This window comes from Pseudomonas sp. Eth.TT006, assembly GCF_054456575.1.
Genome location: NZ_JBTJEN010000020.1, coordinates 67328 through 82741, shown reverse-complemented (window position 1 = coordinate 82741; position 15414 = coordinate 67328). Strand labels below are relative to the sequence as shown.

General features: G+C 62.4%; 12 protein-coding genes and 1 tRNA gene. 5 read left to right on the top strand and 8 right to left on the bottom strand.

Annotated features, from left to right (window positions below):
• Nucleotides 1-12: 12 nt before the first annotated feature.
• The 7 genes from ACXR0M_RS24605 to fdnG form a co-directional block, all read right to left on the bottom strand.
• Nucleotides 13-108, bottom strand: a tRNA-Sec gene (locus ACXR0M_RS24605).
• A gap of 7 nt (nucleotides 109-115) precedes the next feature.
• The gene (gene selB / locus ACXR0M_RS24600; protein WP_458834249.1) at nucleotides 116-2032 is read right to left on the bottom strand and encodes a selenocysteine-specific translation elongation factor; all 1917 of its coding nucleotides are present in this window, start codon (nucleotides 2030-2032) and stop codon (nucleotides 116-118) included.
• Nucleotides 2029-3441 (bottom strand): L-seryl-tRNA(Sec) selenium transferase, encoded by a 1413-nt coding sequence (gene selA, locus ACXR0M_RS24595; RefSeq protein ID WP_458834246.1) that lies wholly within the window; start codon nucleotides 3439-3441, stop codon nucleotides 2029-2031. The genes selB and selA overlap by 4 nt, the downstream gene beginning before the upstream one ends.
• 678 nt (nucleotides 3442-4119) lie before the next feature.
• Entirely contained in the window at nucleotides 4120-5046 is a 927-nt protein-coding gene (gene fdhE / locus ACXR0M_RS24590) for a formate dehydrogenase accessory protein FdhE (protein ID WP_458834245.1), read from the bottom strand.
• Nucleotides 5047-5049: 3 nt separating this feature from the next.
• Nucleotides 5050-5715, bottom strand: coding sequence for a formate dehydrogenase subunit gamma (locus ACXR0M_RS24585; RefSeq protein WP_458834244.1), 666 nt, complete (start codon nucleotides 5713-5715; stop codon nucleotides 5050-5052).
• A complete protein-coding gene (gene fdxH / locus ACXR0M_RS24580) occupies nucleotides 5712-6647 on the bottom strand; it encodes a formate dehydrogenase subunit beta (protein ID WP_458834243.1) in 936 nt (311 codons plus the stop codon). Before fdxH ends, ACXR0M_RS24585 begins: the two co-directional genes overlap by 4 nt.
• On the bottom strand, nucleotides 6648-9713 hold the full coding sequence (gene fdnG, locus ACXR0M_RS24575; protein ID WP_458834242.1) for a formate dehydrogenase-N subunit alpha: 3066 nt from the start codon (nucleotides 9711-9713) through the stop codon (nucleotides 6648-6650). It lies immediately after the preceding gene.
• A gap of 320 nt (nucleotides 9714-10033) precedes the next feature.
• Here fdnG and ACXR0M_RS24570 point away from each other — a divergent pair, with 320 nt between their 5' ends.
• From ACXR0M_RS24570 to ACXR0M_RS24550, 5 genes are all read left to right on the top strand, one after another.
• Entirely contained in the window at nucleotides 10034-11188 is a 1155-nt protein-coding gene (locus tag ACXR0M_RS24570; RefSeq protein ID WP_458834241.1) for a MalY/PatB family protein, read from the top strand.
• Between the two features lie 207 nt (nucleotides 11189-11395).
• Nucleotides 11396-12253 (top strand): glucose 1-dehydrogenase, encoded by an 858-nt coding sequence (locus ACXR0M_RS24565; RefSeq protein ID WP_458834240.1) that lies wholly within the window; start codon nucleotides 11396-11398, stop codon nucleotides 12251-12253.
• A gap of 88 nt (nucleotides 12254-12341) precedes the next feature.
• Nucleotides 12342-12953 (top strand): Yip1 family protein, encoded by a 612-nt coding sequence (locus ACXR0M_RS24560; protein ID WP_458834239.1) that lies wholly within the window; start codon nucleotides 12342-12344, stop codon nucleotides 12951-12953.
• A gap of 36 nt (nucleotides 12954-12989) precedes the next feature.
• The gene (locus ACXR0M_RS24555) at nucleotides 12990-14333 is read left to right on the top strand and encodes a cation:proton antiporter (protein ID WP_458834238.1); all 1344 of its coding nucleotides are present in this window, start codon (nucleotides 12990-12992) and stop codon (nucleotides 14331-14333) included.
• Between the two features lie 12 nt (nucleotides 14334-14345).
• Nucleotides 14346-14816, top strand: coding sequence for a hypothetical protein (locus ACXR0M_RS24550; RefSeq protein ID WP_458834237.1), 471 nt, complete (start codon nucleotides 14346-14348; stop codon nucleotides 14814-14816).
• 55 nt (nucleotides 14817-14871) lie between these two features.
• Here ACXR0M_RS24550 and ACXR0M_RS24545 read toward each other — a convergent pair whose 3' ends face one another.
• Complete coding sequence (locus ACXR0M_RS24545; protein ID WP_458834236.1) at nucleotides 14872-15408, bottom strand: hypothetical protein; 537 nt, start codon at nucleotides 15406-15408, stop codon at nucleotides 14872-14874.
• Between the last annotated feature and the right edge of the window lie 6 nt (nucleotides 15409-15414).

Below are 15414 nucleotides of genomic sequence, written 5' to 3'. Positions count from 1 at the left end.
TGTTGGGGAAATTGGCGGAAGGCAGCCGGAGTCGAACCTGCCCGGGAACGGATGCCGTCCCCAACCGGGTTTGAAGCCCGGCCGCGCCACCGGGCGCGATTGCCTTCCTTTGAACTCAGGGTGCGCCGGCACTGGCCAGCGCGTTGTCGTGGCGGATCACGCGTGATTCGCCGATGCGTCGGGTCAGGCCGAGGCGGTCGAGGTATTCCAGATACTGAATGCAGCGTTTGCGTCCCAAGCCTAGCGCATCGCGAAAACTTGTCACCTGGATCTGCGGATTTTCCTGCGCCAGTTGCAGCAGCACGCCGGCCATGCGCCGCAATTGCCCATCGCTCAGAAACAGATCGCGCACCACCTGATGCATCAGCCCCAGGCGCGCCAGTTTGCGCAGCAGCAGGCGCACCACGGCGTCATCCTCGCCGAGCACTTTCGCCACATCGCGCACCCACGGCGGATCGAAGCCGGCCTGTTCGAACAGCGGCTGCAGGCGCTGCCACAAGCTTTCATCTTCGCCATTCAAGCGCACCTGATGGTCCGGCAGATGCAGCCACGGGCCGCTGGCGTTGATCGCTCCAGCGTCGCGCAATTCGTCGAGCAGACTGGCAAAGGTCGAACGCTCCAGCGCCAGACCGCTGAAGCGCCGCAGACGGTCGCGGTCCGGCCCCATCTGATCCGGTTCCAGCTCATGGAATTTCGCCAGTTGCTGCAACAGGTTGAATTTCAACTGGCCCCAGCGCTGCAAATTGAACAGCACCGGGCCTTGGCGGGTGTCGATCAGGCGAACGTTAGCCGGCAGCGCCCAATCGTTACGCGGACGATTGAACTGGCGCTCCAGCCGTTGCGGATCGAGGCCGCCGACGCTGTGCTCTAACAACACCGGCAGCACCTGCTCAAGACCGTCGCTGTGCGCCAAAGCGTGCAATTGCGCCAATCGTTGAGGGCTGCGACGTTGCCGGGCCGGGGCGAACGGATCCAGCACCTGACCGCCGCCGAGGGTTCGTTGCGCGCTCGCGTCGCGCAGGATCAAGCGATCCCCCGTCACCGCGTGCACCGGGGCGTTGAGCAACAGTTGCGCGAACATGCGCTGGCCGGGGCTCAAGCGCGGGCCTTCAAGCAACGCCACCCGAGCGAGCACATCCTGAGTGCCGAGGTGCACATGCACCGGGTGAAAGTGTTCGAACGTGCGCTCACCGGGCAACAGCTGAAACTCAATGTCGACCCGTTGCGTCGGCGCGTGCAGCCACTCCGCCAACAGCCACTGGCCGCGATGGATCTGCTCCAGGGTCAGCCGCTCGCCGCTGATATTCAGCGCCACCCGTTGCCCGGCGAAGGCCTGTTCCGCCGCTTGATTTTGCGCGTGCAGGCCGCGTATCCGCACCGACTTGCCGGACGGCCCGAGGGCCAGTTTGTCGCCGACCGATACCGTGCCCGACAACGCCGTCCCGGTGACCACGATTCCGGCGCCAGCCACGTTGAAGGCGCGGTCGATGGCCAGACGAAATCCGCCTTGGCGACTGCGCTGCTGCACTTCGCCCTGAATCTGCAACAAGCGCTGACGCAACTCATCGATGCCCTGCCCGGTCACGCTCGACACGATCAGCATCGGCGCCTCGGCAAACGGCCCGCTTTCCAGCAGATCGAGCACCTGCCGCTCGACCTCTTCCAGCCTGCCCGGCTCGGCCCGATCACACTTGGTGATCGCCACCAGTGCCCGGGGAATGCCCAGTAACTGCACAATCGCCAGATGCTCGCGAGTCTGCGGCATCACCCCGTCATCCGCCGCCACCACCAGCAACACCAGATCGATGCCCTGCGCCCCGGCGAGCATGTTGTGGGTGAATTTCTCGTGGCCAGGCACATCGATGAAGCCGGTCAACCCGGCGGCAGGTTCCAGCTCGGCATACAGATAACCGAGGTCGATGGTCATCCCGCGTTCGCGCTCCTGCGGGCGGCGGTCGCCGGATTGTCCGGTCAGGGCCTGCAGCAGCGAAGTCTTGCCGTGGTCGATGTGCCCGGCGGTGCCGACGATCACGACGCGACCTGCAACAGCGGCAACTGCGCCAGCCACGCCGGCTCATCGTCGAGCTGGCGCAGGTCGAGCCACAGCGCATCGTCGTCAATCCGCCCGAGCACCGGAATCGGTAGCCCGCGCAGCGCCGCTTCCAGGTTCAGCAAACAACGCCCGCGCAAACGCTTCGACACCTGCGGGCGACAACACAGCGCTGCACTCGGCAAACGCGCGACCGGCTGGCTGCCGCTGCCGATCATGCCCAGCGCCTCGACCGCGCTGACCTGCCACACCTCACCCAACATTTGAGCCAGCGCGGGTTGCAAGTGCTGAGCTTGGGCGAAGATGTCGGCTTGCGCGCGGGTCAACAACCGCAGGCTCGGCAGACGCTCGGCGAGGCGATCCGGGTCGCGATACAGGCCGAGCACCGCTTCCAGCGCGGCCAGGGTCAACTTGTCGACGCGCAACGCACGCTTCAACGGATTCTTCTTGATCTTCGCGATCAGGTCTTTGCGCCCGACGATCAACCCGGCCTGCGGGCCGCCGAGCAATTTGTCGCCGCTGAAGGTGACGATGTCCGCGCCGTCGAGCAGCGCCTGGCGCACCGTCGGCTCCGCCGGCAGGCCCCAGCGGGTCAAGTCGAGCAGACTGCCGCTGCCCAGATCCTCCAGCAGCGGCAGACCATGACGGTGCGCGAGATCGGCCAGTTCGGCGGTCGGCACCCGCGCGGTAAAGCCTTCGATACTGTAATTGCTCGCATGCACGCGCATGATCAAGCCGCTGCGCGGGCTGATCGCCGCTTCGTAGTCGCGGGCGTGGGTGCGGTTGGTGGTGCCGACTTCGTGCAGGCGCACCCCGGCGCGGGCCATGATGTCGGGGATGCGGAACGCGCCGCCGATCTCGATCAGCTCGCCACGGGAAATGATGCCTTCCTTGCGCGCGCCGAGGCTGTTCAGCGTCAGCAGCACCGCCGCGGCATTGTTGTTGACCACGGTGACGGCTTCGGCGCCGGTCAGCTCGCGGATCAGGCATTCGATCAGGTCGTCGCGATCACCGCGCTTGCCGGTCGCCAGATCGAATTCCAGATTGAGCGGATAACGCGCGGCCATCTGCACCGCATCGATCGCTTCGTCCGGCAGCAAGGCGCGGCCGAGGTTGGTGTGCAGCACCGTGCCGGTCAGGTTGAACACCCGCCGCACCTGACTGCGCTGTTGTTGCGCCAGACGCTCGCCCACCCGCCCGGCGAGCACTTCGGGGCTGATTTCAATGGCCGACAACTGTCCGGCCAAAACCCCGGGGCGCAACTCATCGAGTAGCTGGCGCAAACCGGCCAGCAACGACTCACGCCCGTAACGCTCGACCAGTGGTAAACACGCCGGGTGCCGCAACAAGCCATCAATGGAAGGTAAACGCGGGGCCACACTTACGGACATCAGCCACTCCCGAAAAAACCAGACTGTCCGGCGAGTGTAGACGCTCCCGGTGTTTGCCGGCATTGGCCTGCCTCAGCGCTAGAGAACCCTGTGGGAGCGGGCTTGCTCGCGAAAGCGCTGGGTCAGGCGGCAGAAATGCTGAATGACATACCGCATTCGCGAGCAAGCTCGCTCCCACAGGGGATTGAGGTGAATCTGAAGTAAGAGCTATCGAAAACTGAATGTTGTCTTGCATCTGCCGGACTCAATCTTCAAGGACTCTGTTAATCAAACTGAAAACCCAATCCCCTGTGGGAGCGGGCTTGCTCGCGAAAGCGCTGGGTCAGCATAACAAGCGTCGACTGACACTACGCCTTCGCGAGCAAGCTCGCTCCCACAGGGTCTAGGGATGATCCTGAAAAGTGAATCCCCACGAATGTACTGCGCTGTTCATTCGTCTCCCGGCGCCAGCAACAGATTCGGCGCCAGCCGCTGATGACCGTCCTGCGCCAGACGCATGTCCAGCAACAGACTCGTGAGGTCCGCTGACAAAGCACCCTGTGGGAGCGGGCTTGCTCGCGAAAGCGCTGGGTCAGAATAACAAGCGCCGACTGACACTACGCCTTCGCGAGCAAGCCCGCTCCCACAGGGTCTAGGGATGATCCTGAAAAGTGAATCCCCGCGAATGTACTGCGCTGCTCATTCGTCTCCCGGCGCCAGCAACAGATTCGGCGCCAGCCGCTGATGACCGTCCTGCGCCAGACGCATGTCCAGCAACAGACTCGTGAGGTCTGCCGACAGCGCTTCGCCGTCGGCGTCGTTTTCCAGGTACAGCAGTTTCAGATAACTGTTGCAGCCTGGGCAGACTTCCGCGCGGATCGGCGCCTGATTGGCCGCGTGCCGGTCGTCTTCGAGGCTCAGGTAATCGAGACCTTTGCTCGACTCGCAATACACGCACTTGACCCGCACCACATGCCATTCGCAGGCGCACAGCGAGCACACCAGATAACGCAGGCCGTTGTGTTTGCCGCGATGGCGGATCACCCCCGCCATTGCCGGTGAACCGCAGCCGGGGCACTGGCTGAGGCTGTCGCCGGGTTGCAGTCGCAGGTTGGGCGTGCTGAGCAGCCAGTGGCTCCATGCCGCTTGCAGCCCGGCACCGAGAAACGGCACCAGCGCCGCCGGGACCATCGAGTATTGGCCGCTGACCAGCGCCACCGCCCACGCGCGCAACTGTCCGACACCGGCGCCGCGCAAGGTGGCGAGCGCTTCTTTCACGGCCGGTTGCTCGGGGGCCACGTAGCGTTGCAGCAAGGCCTGCAGATACGCCTGCCAGCCCTCTTCGCGCACCAGCGTGTCGGCGGCGAACGGCGGCAGACCGTGCTGCTGACACGCCTCTATCCGTTGCTGATCGAACGGCGCGCTCAGCGGCGGATCGTCGAACACCTGCTGTTGCGCCCGACACAAACCGGCGATCAACCGCAGATAGTCGGCCAGCGGATGTCCGTGAGCCAGTTGCTCCAGACGCTGGGCGCGCAGGGTGAACAGAGTGTGCGGTGGCAGGTGCAGAAACGGCGGCGAACTGGCCGCCGCCTCGATTTCCCCAGGTTCAAGAATGGTTGCCAAAGCTCAGCCCTTTTTCGTGATCGGTGGTGGCGGCACATCCCGGTGCGCTTCGTCGCGGGTGATGTCGCGGTACCAGAGTTCGTGGTGTTTTTTTGCCCAGGCGCGGCTGACCCAACCATGCAGCATCGCGTCCACCGAGCCTTTGATCCACAGCCCGGCGTAGATGTGGATGATGATGCTGAGGATCAGCACAAACCCGGCCAGCGCATGCAGGAGCATCGCCCAACGGATCACGCTGATGCCGAAAAACGCGCTGAAATACGCGCGCCAGATCACCAGCCCGGTGAACAGCAGCCCGAGCATGCACAGCAGTAAAGTCCAGAACAGCAGCTTCTGCCCGGCGTTGTATTTGCCCACCGGCGGTACGGTCTGCTCGTCGTTGACCAGCACCCGGTCGATGCGGCGCAGCCACTTCCAGTCATTGCCGATAAAGAAGTTGGCGCGCCAGAAGCGCAGCACCAGACCGAGGAACAACACAAACATCAACACGCCCATGAACGGGTGCAGAATCCGCGTCCACGGCCCGCCGCCGAACAGATTGGTCAACCAGAACATCGACGGATGAAACAACGCCAGCCCGGACAACCCGGCCATGAAGAACAGGATCGCCACCAGCCAGTGATTGGTGCGCTGGTTGGCGGTGTAACGCAGGATCGTCTTGTTGCTCATGGCCGCTGCTCCCCGCGTGGATCGAAGGTGTGCACCGCCGGATCGACAACCTGCACCGACGTGTCCGGCGGCGTTGGGTGTTCATCTTCCTCGACGCGGTTCGGCCCGATGCGCACATAGTGGAAGAACCCGGCCAGCACCGCCGCGCCCATCGCCAGCAGGCCCAGCGGTTTGCTGATGCCTTTCCACAGGCCCACCAACGGGCTGATGGCCGGCGCACTTGGCAATCCCGCGTAGATTTTCGGCGTGTCGGCATGGTGCAGCACGTACATCACATGGGTACCGCCGACGCCTTCCGGGTCGTACAGACCGGCATTGTCGAAGCCACGGCTTTTCAGATCGACGATACGTTCGGCGGCGTGTTCCTTCATGTCGTCCTTGCTGCCGAACACGATGGCGCCGGTCGGGCAGGTTTTCACGCACGCCGGCTCCAGCCCCACCGCCACCCGGTCCGAACACAAGGTGCACTTGTAGGCCTTGTGATCCTTCTGCGAAATCCGTGGAATGTTGAACGGGCAGCCGGTGATGCAGTAGCCGCAGCCGATGCAGTGGTCCTGATCGAAATCGACAATGCCGTTGGCGTGTTTGATGATCGCCCCGGGACTCGGGCACGCTGCCAGACAGCCAGGTTCGGCGCAGTGCATGCAGCCGTCCTTGCGGATCAGCCACTCGAGATTGCCGGCGTCGGTCTCGTGTTCGGTGAAGCGCATCAGGGTCCAGGTTTCGGCGCTGAGGTCCTGCGGGTTGTCGTAGGTGCCGTGGTTGTGGCCGACCTCGTCGCGCAGCTCGTTCCATTCCGAGCAGGCGACCTGGCAGGCCTTGCAGCCGATACATTTGGTGGTGTCGATCAGCTTGGCGACTTCCTGCTGATTGCGCACCGAGGGCGGCACCGTGGTGGTGGCCGAGCGGGCAATGATGTCTTGGCTGGCCATTTACAGTTTCTCCACGTTGACCAGGAATGACTTGGATTCCGGGGTCTGGGTGTTGCCATCGCCGAGGAACGGCACCAGGGTGTTGGTCAGGTAACCGTGGCGCGTCAGGCCGGTAAACCCCCAGTGCAGCGGGATGCCGATCTGATGCACCACCTGGCCGTTGACCTGCAGCGGCCGGATGCGTTTGGTCACCACCGCGACCGCTTCGATAAAGCCGCGCTTGCAGCTGACCCGCACCCGGTCCCCGGCAACGATGCCCTTCTCTTTCGCCAGCACTTCGCCGATCTCGACGAACTGCTCAGGCTGAGCAATCGCATTCAACTTGCAGTGCTTGCTCCAGAAGTGGAAGTGCTCGGTCAGCCGGTAACTGGTGCCGGCGTAGGGGAAGTCCTTGGCCTCGCCGAGGCTGCCCCACACCGAATCGAAGATCCGCGCCGCCGGGTTGCTGGTGGCTTTCTTGTTGTTCGGGTGCAGCGGGTTAATGCCAATCGGGGTTTCGAACGGCTCGTAGTGCTCGGGGAATGGCCCTTCGTTCATCTTGTCGACGGCGAAGAACCGCGCCACGCCTTCGGGGTTCATGATGAACGGGTTCATCCCGGCTTCCGGCGGCACATCGGCCTTGTAGTCCGGCACGTCGGTACCGCCCCAGGTCTTGCCGTTCCACCAGACCAGACGTTTTTTCGCATCCCACGGCTTGCCCGAAACGTCCGCTGACGCGCGGTTGTAGAGGATTCGCCGGTTGGCCGGCCACGCCCAGGCCCAGCCCAGGTGCTGGTGCATGCCATACGGATCGGCGTTGTCGCGCCGGGCCATCTGGTTACCGGCCTCGGTCCAGCTGCCGGCGAAAATCCAGCAGCCGGACGCGGTGCTGCCGTCGTCCTTGAGCTGAGCGAACGCCGCCAGTTGCGAGCCGGCCTTGACCGCCGCGCCGCTGGCATCGGTGAAATCGACCATGGCGCTGCCGTTGATTTCCTTGGCCAGTTCCTCCGGCGAAGGCTCGTCGGGGATCCTGTACGGCCACGACAGTTTCAGCAGCGGATCGGGGAATTTGCCGCCCTCGGCCTGATAGCGCTTGCGCAGGCGCAGGAACAGTTCGCTCATGATGCGAATGTCGGTCTGCGCTTCGCCCGGACCGTCGGCGCCTTTCCAGTGCCATTGCAGCCAGCGACTGCTGTTGACCAGCGAACCATCCTCCTCGGCAAAACAGGTGGTCGGCAGGCGAATGACTTCGGTCTGGATCTCGGCGCTTTTCACGTCGTTGTACGGCCCGACGTTGTGCCAGAACTCCGAGGTCTCGGTGGCCAGCGGATCCATCACCACCAGCCATTTGAGCTTGGCCAGCGCGCCCATCACCCGGTTCTTGTCCGGCAGCGCGGCAATCGGGTTGAAGCCCTGACACAGGTAGCCGTTGACCTTGCCCTGGCTCATCAGGTCGAACATCTTCAGCACGTCGTAGTTGGGGATGTCGAGTTTCGGCAAATGGTCGTAGAGCCAGTTGTTCTCGACCGTGGCATTGGCGCCGTACCACGATTTCATCAGGCTGACGTGGAACTTGCTGTAGTTCTGCCAATAGGACAGCTGCCCCGGACGCAACGGCATTTGCGTGCGTTTTTTGATGAAGGCGTTGTAGTCCTGCTCGGCATCGCCGGCCAGGGTCAGATAGCCCGGCAGCGAGTTCGACAGCAAACCGAGGTCGGTCAGGCCCTGAATGTTCGAGTGCCCGCGCAAGGCATTGACGCCGCCGCCGGGCATGCCGACGTTGCCCAACAGCAATTGCACCATCGCCGCACTGCGAATGATCTGCGCGCCAATCGAGTGTTGCGTCCAGCCCAAGGCATAGAGAATCGTCATGGTCTTGCCCGGCGTCGAGCAGGTGGCAATCTCATCCCAGATTTTCTGCATGGCATCGACCGGCATCCCGCAGATCTGGCTCGCGAGGTCGATGCTGTAGCGGCTGTAATGCTGCTTCATCAATTGATAGACGCAGCGCGGATCCTGCAGGGTCGGGTCGACCTTGGCGAAACCGTCATCACCCAGCTCGTAACCCCAGCCGGACTTGTCGGTGTAGCTGCGCTTGGCTGCGTCATAGCCACTGAAGATGCCGTCTTCAAAGCTGAACCCGGCTTTGACGATGAACGACATGTCGGTGTAGTTGCGCACGTATTCGTGCTGGATCTTGTCCTCGGTCAGCAGGTAATTGATCAGCCCGCCCATGAAGGCGATGTCGGTACCGGTGCGGATCGGCGCGTAATAGTCGGCCACCGAAGCGGTCCGGGTGAAACGCGGATCGACCACGATCAGCCGCGCAGCGTTGTGCGCCTTGGCCTCGGTCACCCATTTGAAGCCGCACGGATGCGCTTCTGCTGCGTTGCCGCCCATCACCAGGATCAGATTCGCGTTGGCGATATCGGTCCAGGTATTGGTCATGGCACCACGGCCGTACGTCGGGGCAAGACTTGCCACCGTCGGGCCGTGTCAGACACGCGCCTGGTTATCGAACCCCAGCATGCCGAGACTGCGAATCACCTTCTGGGTGATGTAACCGGCTTCGTTGGACGCCGCCGACGCCGCGAGGAACCCGGTGGTCAGCCAGCGATTCACCGTTTGCCCATTGGCGTTCTGCTCTATGAAGTTGGCGTCGCGGTCGGCCTTCATCAGGTCGGCGATGCGATCCAGCGCTTCGTCCCAGCTGACCCGGGTCCATTCGCTGCTGCCGGGCTTGCGCACCTGCGGGTATTGCAGGCGGCCGGGGCTGTGAATGAAGTCCAGCAGGCCGGCGCCTTTCGGACACAGGGTGCCGCGGTTGACCGGGTGGTCGGCGTCGCCCTCGATGTGAATGATATTTTGTGCGACGTTCTTTGCGGCATCGCCCTGGCTGTACATGATCAACCCGCAACCGACCGAGCAATACGGGCAGGTGTTGCGGGTTTCATGGGTGTGGGCAAGCTTGAAGTGACGCACCTGCTCGGCGAAGGCAGGCGTCGGGGCCATGCCCAACGCGCCCAGGCTAGAGCCTGCAAGGCCGATACCGGCGACCTTGAAGAACTGACGACGGCTGAGATCCATCGCGCACTCCTGATCAGGTGGAACCCGGTACTGCTGCCGGGCTTGTTCTGGACATACACGGTTACGGCAGAAAAGCTGCCGGTTTTTTCACTGTAGACAATGACCGTCCATCCCGTGTGTGAAAACCGACCGTCGGCCGTTGGTCGGCACATTCGCCCAACAACACAAAACTTGTGGGAGCGGGCTTGCTCGCGAAAGCGGTGTGTCATCCAACATCAATGCTGGCTGATCCGACGCATTCGCGAGCAAGCCCGCTCCCACAGGGATCGCGTAAGGCTTAGAATGGCGGCCATTAAGATCCCGCCTTCCCGAGACCGCGCATGACTTTCGATTTTGATCAGCTGTTCGACCGCCACAACACCGGCAGCACCAAGTGGAGCCGCTATCCGGCCGATGTGTTGCCGATGTGGGTCGCTGATATGGATTTCGCCGCGCCGCCGGTGGTCATCGAGGCGTTGCAGCAGCGCCTGCTGCACCCGTTGGTGGGTTACAGCGTGGCCCAGGACAATCTGCGTGAAGCCATCGTCGCCGACCTGTGGCACAAGTACGCCTGGCAGGTCAAACCGCAGGAGCTGATCTTCCTGCCCGGCGTCGAATCCGGTTTCAACATGGCCTTGAAAGCACTGGTGCAGCCGCAGCAGAACGTCGTGGTGCAAGTGCCGAATTACCCGCCGCTGCGTCAGGCGCCGGGGCATTGGGGGTTGAACAAGGTTGAGCTGGAATTCGTCGCCGAAGCTGACGGTACTTACGCCACGCCGCTGCAGGCACTGCGCGAATCGCTGAGCGGTGGCGGCGCGCTGCTCCTGAGCAATCCGCACAATCCGATCGGCAAGGTCTTCGGCCGTGAAGAACTGCAGGCCGTGGCCGATATCTGCGCGGCGCAGGACGCCTGGATCATCTCCGACGAGATCCACGCCGAGCTGTGCTTCGACGGGCGCGTGCACATTCCCACTGCGTCCCTCAGCCCGGAGATCGCCAAACGCACGATCACCCTGATGTCGGCGAGCAAGGCTTACAACATCGCTGGCCTGAAGACATCGTTCATGATCATCCAGGACGCCGCCCTGCGCGAACGCGTCAACCAGGCCCGCTGCGGCATGGTCGACAGCGTCAACCCGCTGGGCATGGAAGCCACTCGCGTCGCCTACAGCGCAGGCGCGCCGTGGCTGGCCGAGCTGAAAACCTACCTGCAGGCTAACCGCGACTGGCTGGTGAACGCCGTGCGCAGCCGCTTGCCCGGTGTAAGCATCAATGTGCCGCAAGGCACCTATCTGGCGTGGCTCGACTGCTCGGCGCTGGACCTGGACAACCCGCAGCAATTCTTCCTTGAACAGGCCAAAGTCGGCCTCAGCGCCGGCGTCGATTTCGGTGACCGGCAGCAACAGTTCGTGCGCCTGAACTTCGGTTGCCCACGCTCGCTGCTCGAAGAGGGAATCGCCCGCATGGAGCGCGCCCTGACCGACCGCAATACCTAAAAACACCCCCGCTTCTGTAGGAGCTGCCGCAGGCTGCGATCTTTTGATCTTGATCTTTTAAAAAGCAAAATCAAAAGATCGCAGCCTGCGGCAGCTCCTACAGGGGTTTGGTGTCGGCAGCGGAGTGCATTGCAAATCCGATCGAACTCACGGCAAACCGTCCGGGTCAACCGCCTGTACCCGCCATGAGACCACAGGAGATTTGTGATGACTGACTATCCAAAACCACCCTTCCCGCCTCAAGCACAGGCCGTTCCCGGCTCGCAACGAAAAATGGAGCCGTACCCCGATTGCGGCGAGCAAAGCTACGTCGGCTCCGGCCGGCTGGCTGGCAAGATCGCGCTGATCACCGGCGCCGACAGCGGCATTGGCCGCGCGGTGGCGATTGCCTTTGCCCGTGAAGGCGCGGACGTCGCCGTGGCCTATCTGAATGAACACGAAGACGCCGAGGAAACCGCACGCTGGGTCGAACAGGCCGGCCGCCAATGTCTGCTGCTGCCGGGCGACCTGGCCGAGAAGGCCCATTGCCAGGCGCTGGTGGACAAGACCGTCGAACGCTTCGGGCGCATCGACGTGCTGGTCAACAACGCCGCGTTCCAGATGACCCACGAAACCTTCGAAGAAATCCCCGACGAAGAATGGCTGATGACCTTCGACGTCAACATCACGGCAATTTTCCGTCTGTGCCAGGCAGCGATCAAACACATGCGCCCCGGCGCATCGATCATCAACACCAGCTCGGTCAACTCCGACGCGCCCAAGCCGACGCTGCTGGCCTACGCCACCACCAAAGGTGCAATCGCCAACTTCACCGGCGGTCTGGCGCAGATGCTCGGCCCACGGGAAATCCGCGTGAACTGCGTGGCGCCCGGGCCGATCTGGACGCCGTTGATCGTCTCGACCATGCCCGATGAAGAAGTGCAGAACTTCGGCAGCGAAACCCCGCTCGGCCGTCCCGGCCAACCGGTGGAAGTGGCGCCGATCTACGTGCTGCTGGCCTCGGACGAAGCCAGCTATATCACCGGCCAGCGCTATGGCATCACGGGCGGCAAGCCGATGCTGTAAGGGTTAGCGAGAAAAACTGAACCCGGGGCCATGACGTCTCTCCATACCTTTAAGCACCCTAACCGGTCCGCAGGATCAGGAGGTCGTCATGTCCGCCCCGCTCGTCAAACTGTTCACCCAACCCAACTTCGCCTGGACGGATATCCGCCGCGAAGAAGAAGCCCATCCCCGACATTACCTCGCGCATCTGCTGCTGTTGGCGCTGATTCCCGCAGTGTGCCTGTTTTTCGGGACCACCTACGTCGGCTGGAGTCTGGCGGCGGGCGAGACCGTAAGGTTGAGCATCGCCAGCGCCCTGCAACTGAGCATTTTGCTGTACGTGTCGATTGTTGCCGGGGTGGCGTTGATCGGTGCCTTCATTCGCTGGATGTCACGCACGTTCGACGCACGCCCGACACTGAATCAATGCATCGGCTTTGCGGCGTATACCGTGACGCCGTTTTTTGTCGCTGGCATTGCCGGGCTGTACCCCAGCCGCTGGCTGGCGATTCTGGTGCTCGGTGCAGCCTCGGTGTACTCGACCTTCCTGCTGTTCGTCGGCCTGCCTACCTTCATGCATGAGCGCAAGGAGCAGGGTCTGCTGTATTCCGCCTGTGTCTGGGGCGTCGGCCTGCTGGTGATGGTGACCATTCTGGTGTCGATGATCCTGTTGTGGTTCAACGTGCTTACGCCTGAGTACCTGCGCACGACGGTGGGTTAAGCACATGCATATGCTGTTCACTGCTGGTAGTTCTTCATGAGTTTTGTTGTCTGGGTCGCGGTGCTCGGCGCCGTGTTGTTGACGCTCGCGCTGACCGCTTCGTATTTGCGCTGGATGCCGGTCACCACCTCGGCGGTGTGCCTGTTGCTGGGGATCTGCATCGGCCCGAGCGGCCTTGATCTGCTGAAATTGTCGGTGGAAAACGCCTCGACATGGATGGAGCACCTGACCGAAGTCGCGGTGTTGTTTTCGTTGTTTGTCTGCGGACTGAAATTGCGTCTGCCCCTGCGCGACCGCCACTGGCGGATCGCCTTCGGCCTGGCAGGTCCGGTAATGGTGCTGACCATTGCCGGGGTCTGCCTGTTGCTGCATTGGGCGCTGAAACTGGATTGGGCGCCGGCGTTGCTGATCGGCGCGATCCTTGCGCCGACCGACCCGGTGCTGGCGGCACTGGTGCAGGTCAATGATGCGCGGGACGACGACTGTGTGCGTTTCGGTCTGTCCGGGGAAGCCGGGCTCAACGACGGGATTGCCTTTCCGTTCGTGATTCTCGGCTTGCTGCTGTTACAGACCGACGCGCAGCCCGGCGCCATGACCGACTGGCTGTTGCGCAGTGTGCTGTGGGCAGTGCCCGTCGGGCTGCTGACCGGCTACTGGATGGGCCGCGGCATCGGTCGCGTCACCCTCTCACTGCGCATCCACAATGACGACAGCACCCTGAGCCCGAACGATTACCTCGCGTTGGCCCTGATCGCACTGGCGTATGTCGGCGCGGACGCCATTGGCGGTTATGGCTTTCTTTCGGTGTTCGCCGCTGGTCTGGGCTTACGCCAGGAAGAAGTCAAATCCACCGGCGCCAGTCAGCCACCCGCCGAGCATCTGGTGCAGCCGGTGGTGGGCCACCAGAACATCGCGCCGCAACACGCGGTGCACGGTGACACCGAACAACTGGAAAGCGGACAGGTCGCCGCCGGGATCATGATGGGCGACATGCTGTCGTTCGGCAGCCTGGTGGAGCGCGCCATGGAAGTGTTTCTGGTGACCCTGCTCGGCGTGGTGCTGGTGGTGCATTGGGACTGGCGAGCGTTGCTGGTGGGCGCCGTGTTGTTTTGTGTGATACGCCCGGCATGCGTGGCGTTGATGCCTTGGGGCAAGTTGCTTAATACGCCTCAGCGGTTCTTGCTCGGCTGGTTTGGCATACGCGGGATCGGCAGCCTGTTCTATCTGTTTTACGCCTTGAACCATGGCCTGAGCCCCACGGTCGCGACACTGTGCACCGACCTCACACTATCGGTGGTGGCACTGAGCATTCTGGTGCATGGCATCAGTACCCAACCGATCCTCGCGCGCTACGAACAATGGCAAAAACGGGAAAACTGATTTTTCACGCCGATGCTTTCGGCGCAATCCATCGAACTTTCTTTTGAAAATAAATGGACTTCTCTGGTGATCCGCGCAGTCACAAGCGTAACCCCCGCTGAATGCACTCGCAGGGGTTCGTCAGGTTCGATTCCCCTGCGGCTTGCAGCCTATGAAAAGGAATCTTTGGATAACAAGGTCACGGTCATGAAAGAATCCCCGACTCCCGCACAAATCAAGGCCTGCAGAGCATTGGCTCTGGAACGCAATCGTCAACTGTTCGAAGACGCCCACGCGCTTAATCGCGCCGCTCATGAGCTGCTTGAGGCGGACAATCTGGATATCGAACAGTTTGAGCGCTACCGGGCGCTGCGCTGCAAAGCCGATGCGAAGTTCGAGGAAGCCATCGACCATTTGTGTGTCCTCAACGAAGACTTCCCACCGATTCCAATGTCGCCGCATCACTCGCGGGAACTGCGTCGGCAGCTTGAAACCGTCGAATAAGCACCAAACACGAAAAAGCCCGGACACAAGGTCCGGGCTTTTCTTTGCGCGGCGCTCAGGCTCCGGGATTGGTCACCTGGATAAACACTGCGTAGGCCCCCAGCAGAATCCAGAACGTGGCGAAAATCCACGGCGTGCGTACCGAAAACAGCAATGACTTGCGATAGCCCTTGTGACTCGACTCCATTTCACTGAACAGCGGTGATTCGTCGTAGGCCATGCCCATCATCGGTTCGCTGCGCAACAACTCGCTTTGCTTGTAGTGCCAGTGATCGATGATGTCATAGGCCGCGCGAATCCCCGGCCAGGCATTGAGCGAGCTGAGCAAGCCGAGTAGTGCCAGAAATGGTGGAACCACCAGGGTGAACAGCTTGCCCCACTCCGGGTTGAGGTTGGACATGCACGAGGCGAAGGCGATCACCAGAAACGACTGCGCCGCCAGATAGGCGTCGGTGCGGTTGGCGAGGATACTGGTTTCGTACTGAATCTCCTTGCGGTAGAAATCCAGCCGCTCCTTGGGAGAGCCAAACATTTTCGCGTTGTGTTCGGTCAGCACCTCTTCGGCAGTGGGTTGGGTGAGTATGCGAGGCAAGGGATA

Excerpts from the sequence above, each read along its gene's own strand:
- ACXR0M_RS24565 (WP_458834240.1), top strand. The coding sequence starts at position 11,396 with ATGACTGACTATCCAAAACCACCCTTCCCGCCTCAAGCACAGGCCGTT.
- fdxH (WP_458834243.1), bottom strand. The coding sequence starts at position 6,647 with ATGGCCAGCCAAGACATCATTGCCCGCTCGGCCACCACCACGGTGCCG.
- ACXR0M_RS24585 (WP_458834244.1), bottom strand. The coding sequence starts at position 5,715 with ATGAGCAACAAGACGATCCTGCGTTACACCGCCAACCAGCGCACCAAT.
- ACXR0M_RS24555 (WP_458834238.1), top strand. The coding sequence starts at position 12,990 with ATGAGTTTTGTTGTCTGGGTCGCGGTGCTCGGCGCCGTGTTGTTGACG.
- selA (WP_458834246.1), bottom strand. The coding sequence starts at position 3,441 with ATGTCCGTAAGTGTGGCCCCGCGTTTACCTTCCATTGATGGCTTGTTG.
- ACXR0M_RS24550 (WP_458834237.1), top strand. The coding sequence starts at position 14,346 with ATGCTTTCGGCGCAATCCATCGAACTTTCTTTTGAAAATAAATGGACT.
- ACXR0M_RS24570 (WP_458834241.1), top strand. The coding sequence starts at position 10,034 with ATGACTTTCGATTTTGATCAGCTGTTCGACCGCCACAACACCGGCAGC.
- ACXR0M_RS24560 (WP_458834239.1), top strand. The coding sequence starts at position 12,342 with ATGTCCGCCCCGCTCGTCAAACTGTTCACCCAACCCAACTTCGCCTGG.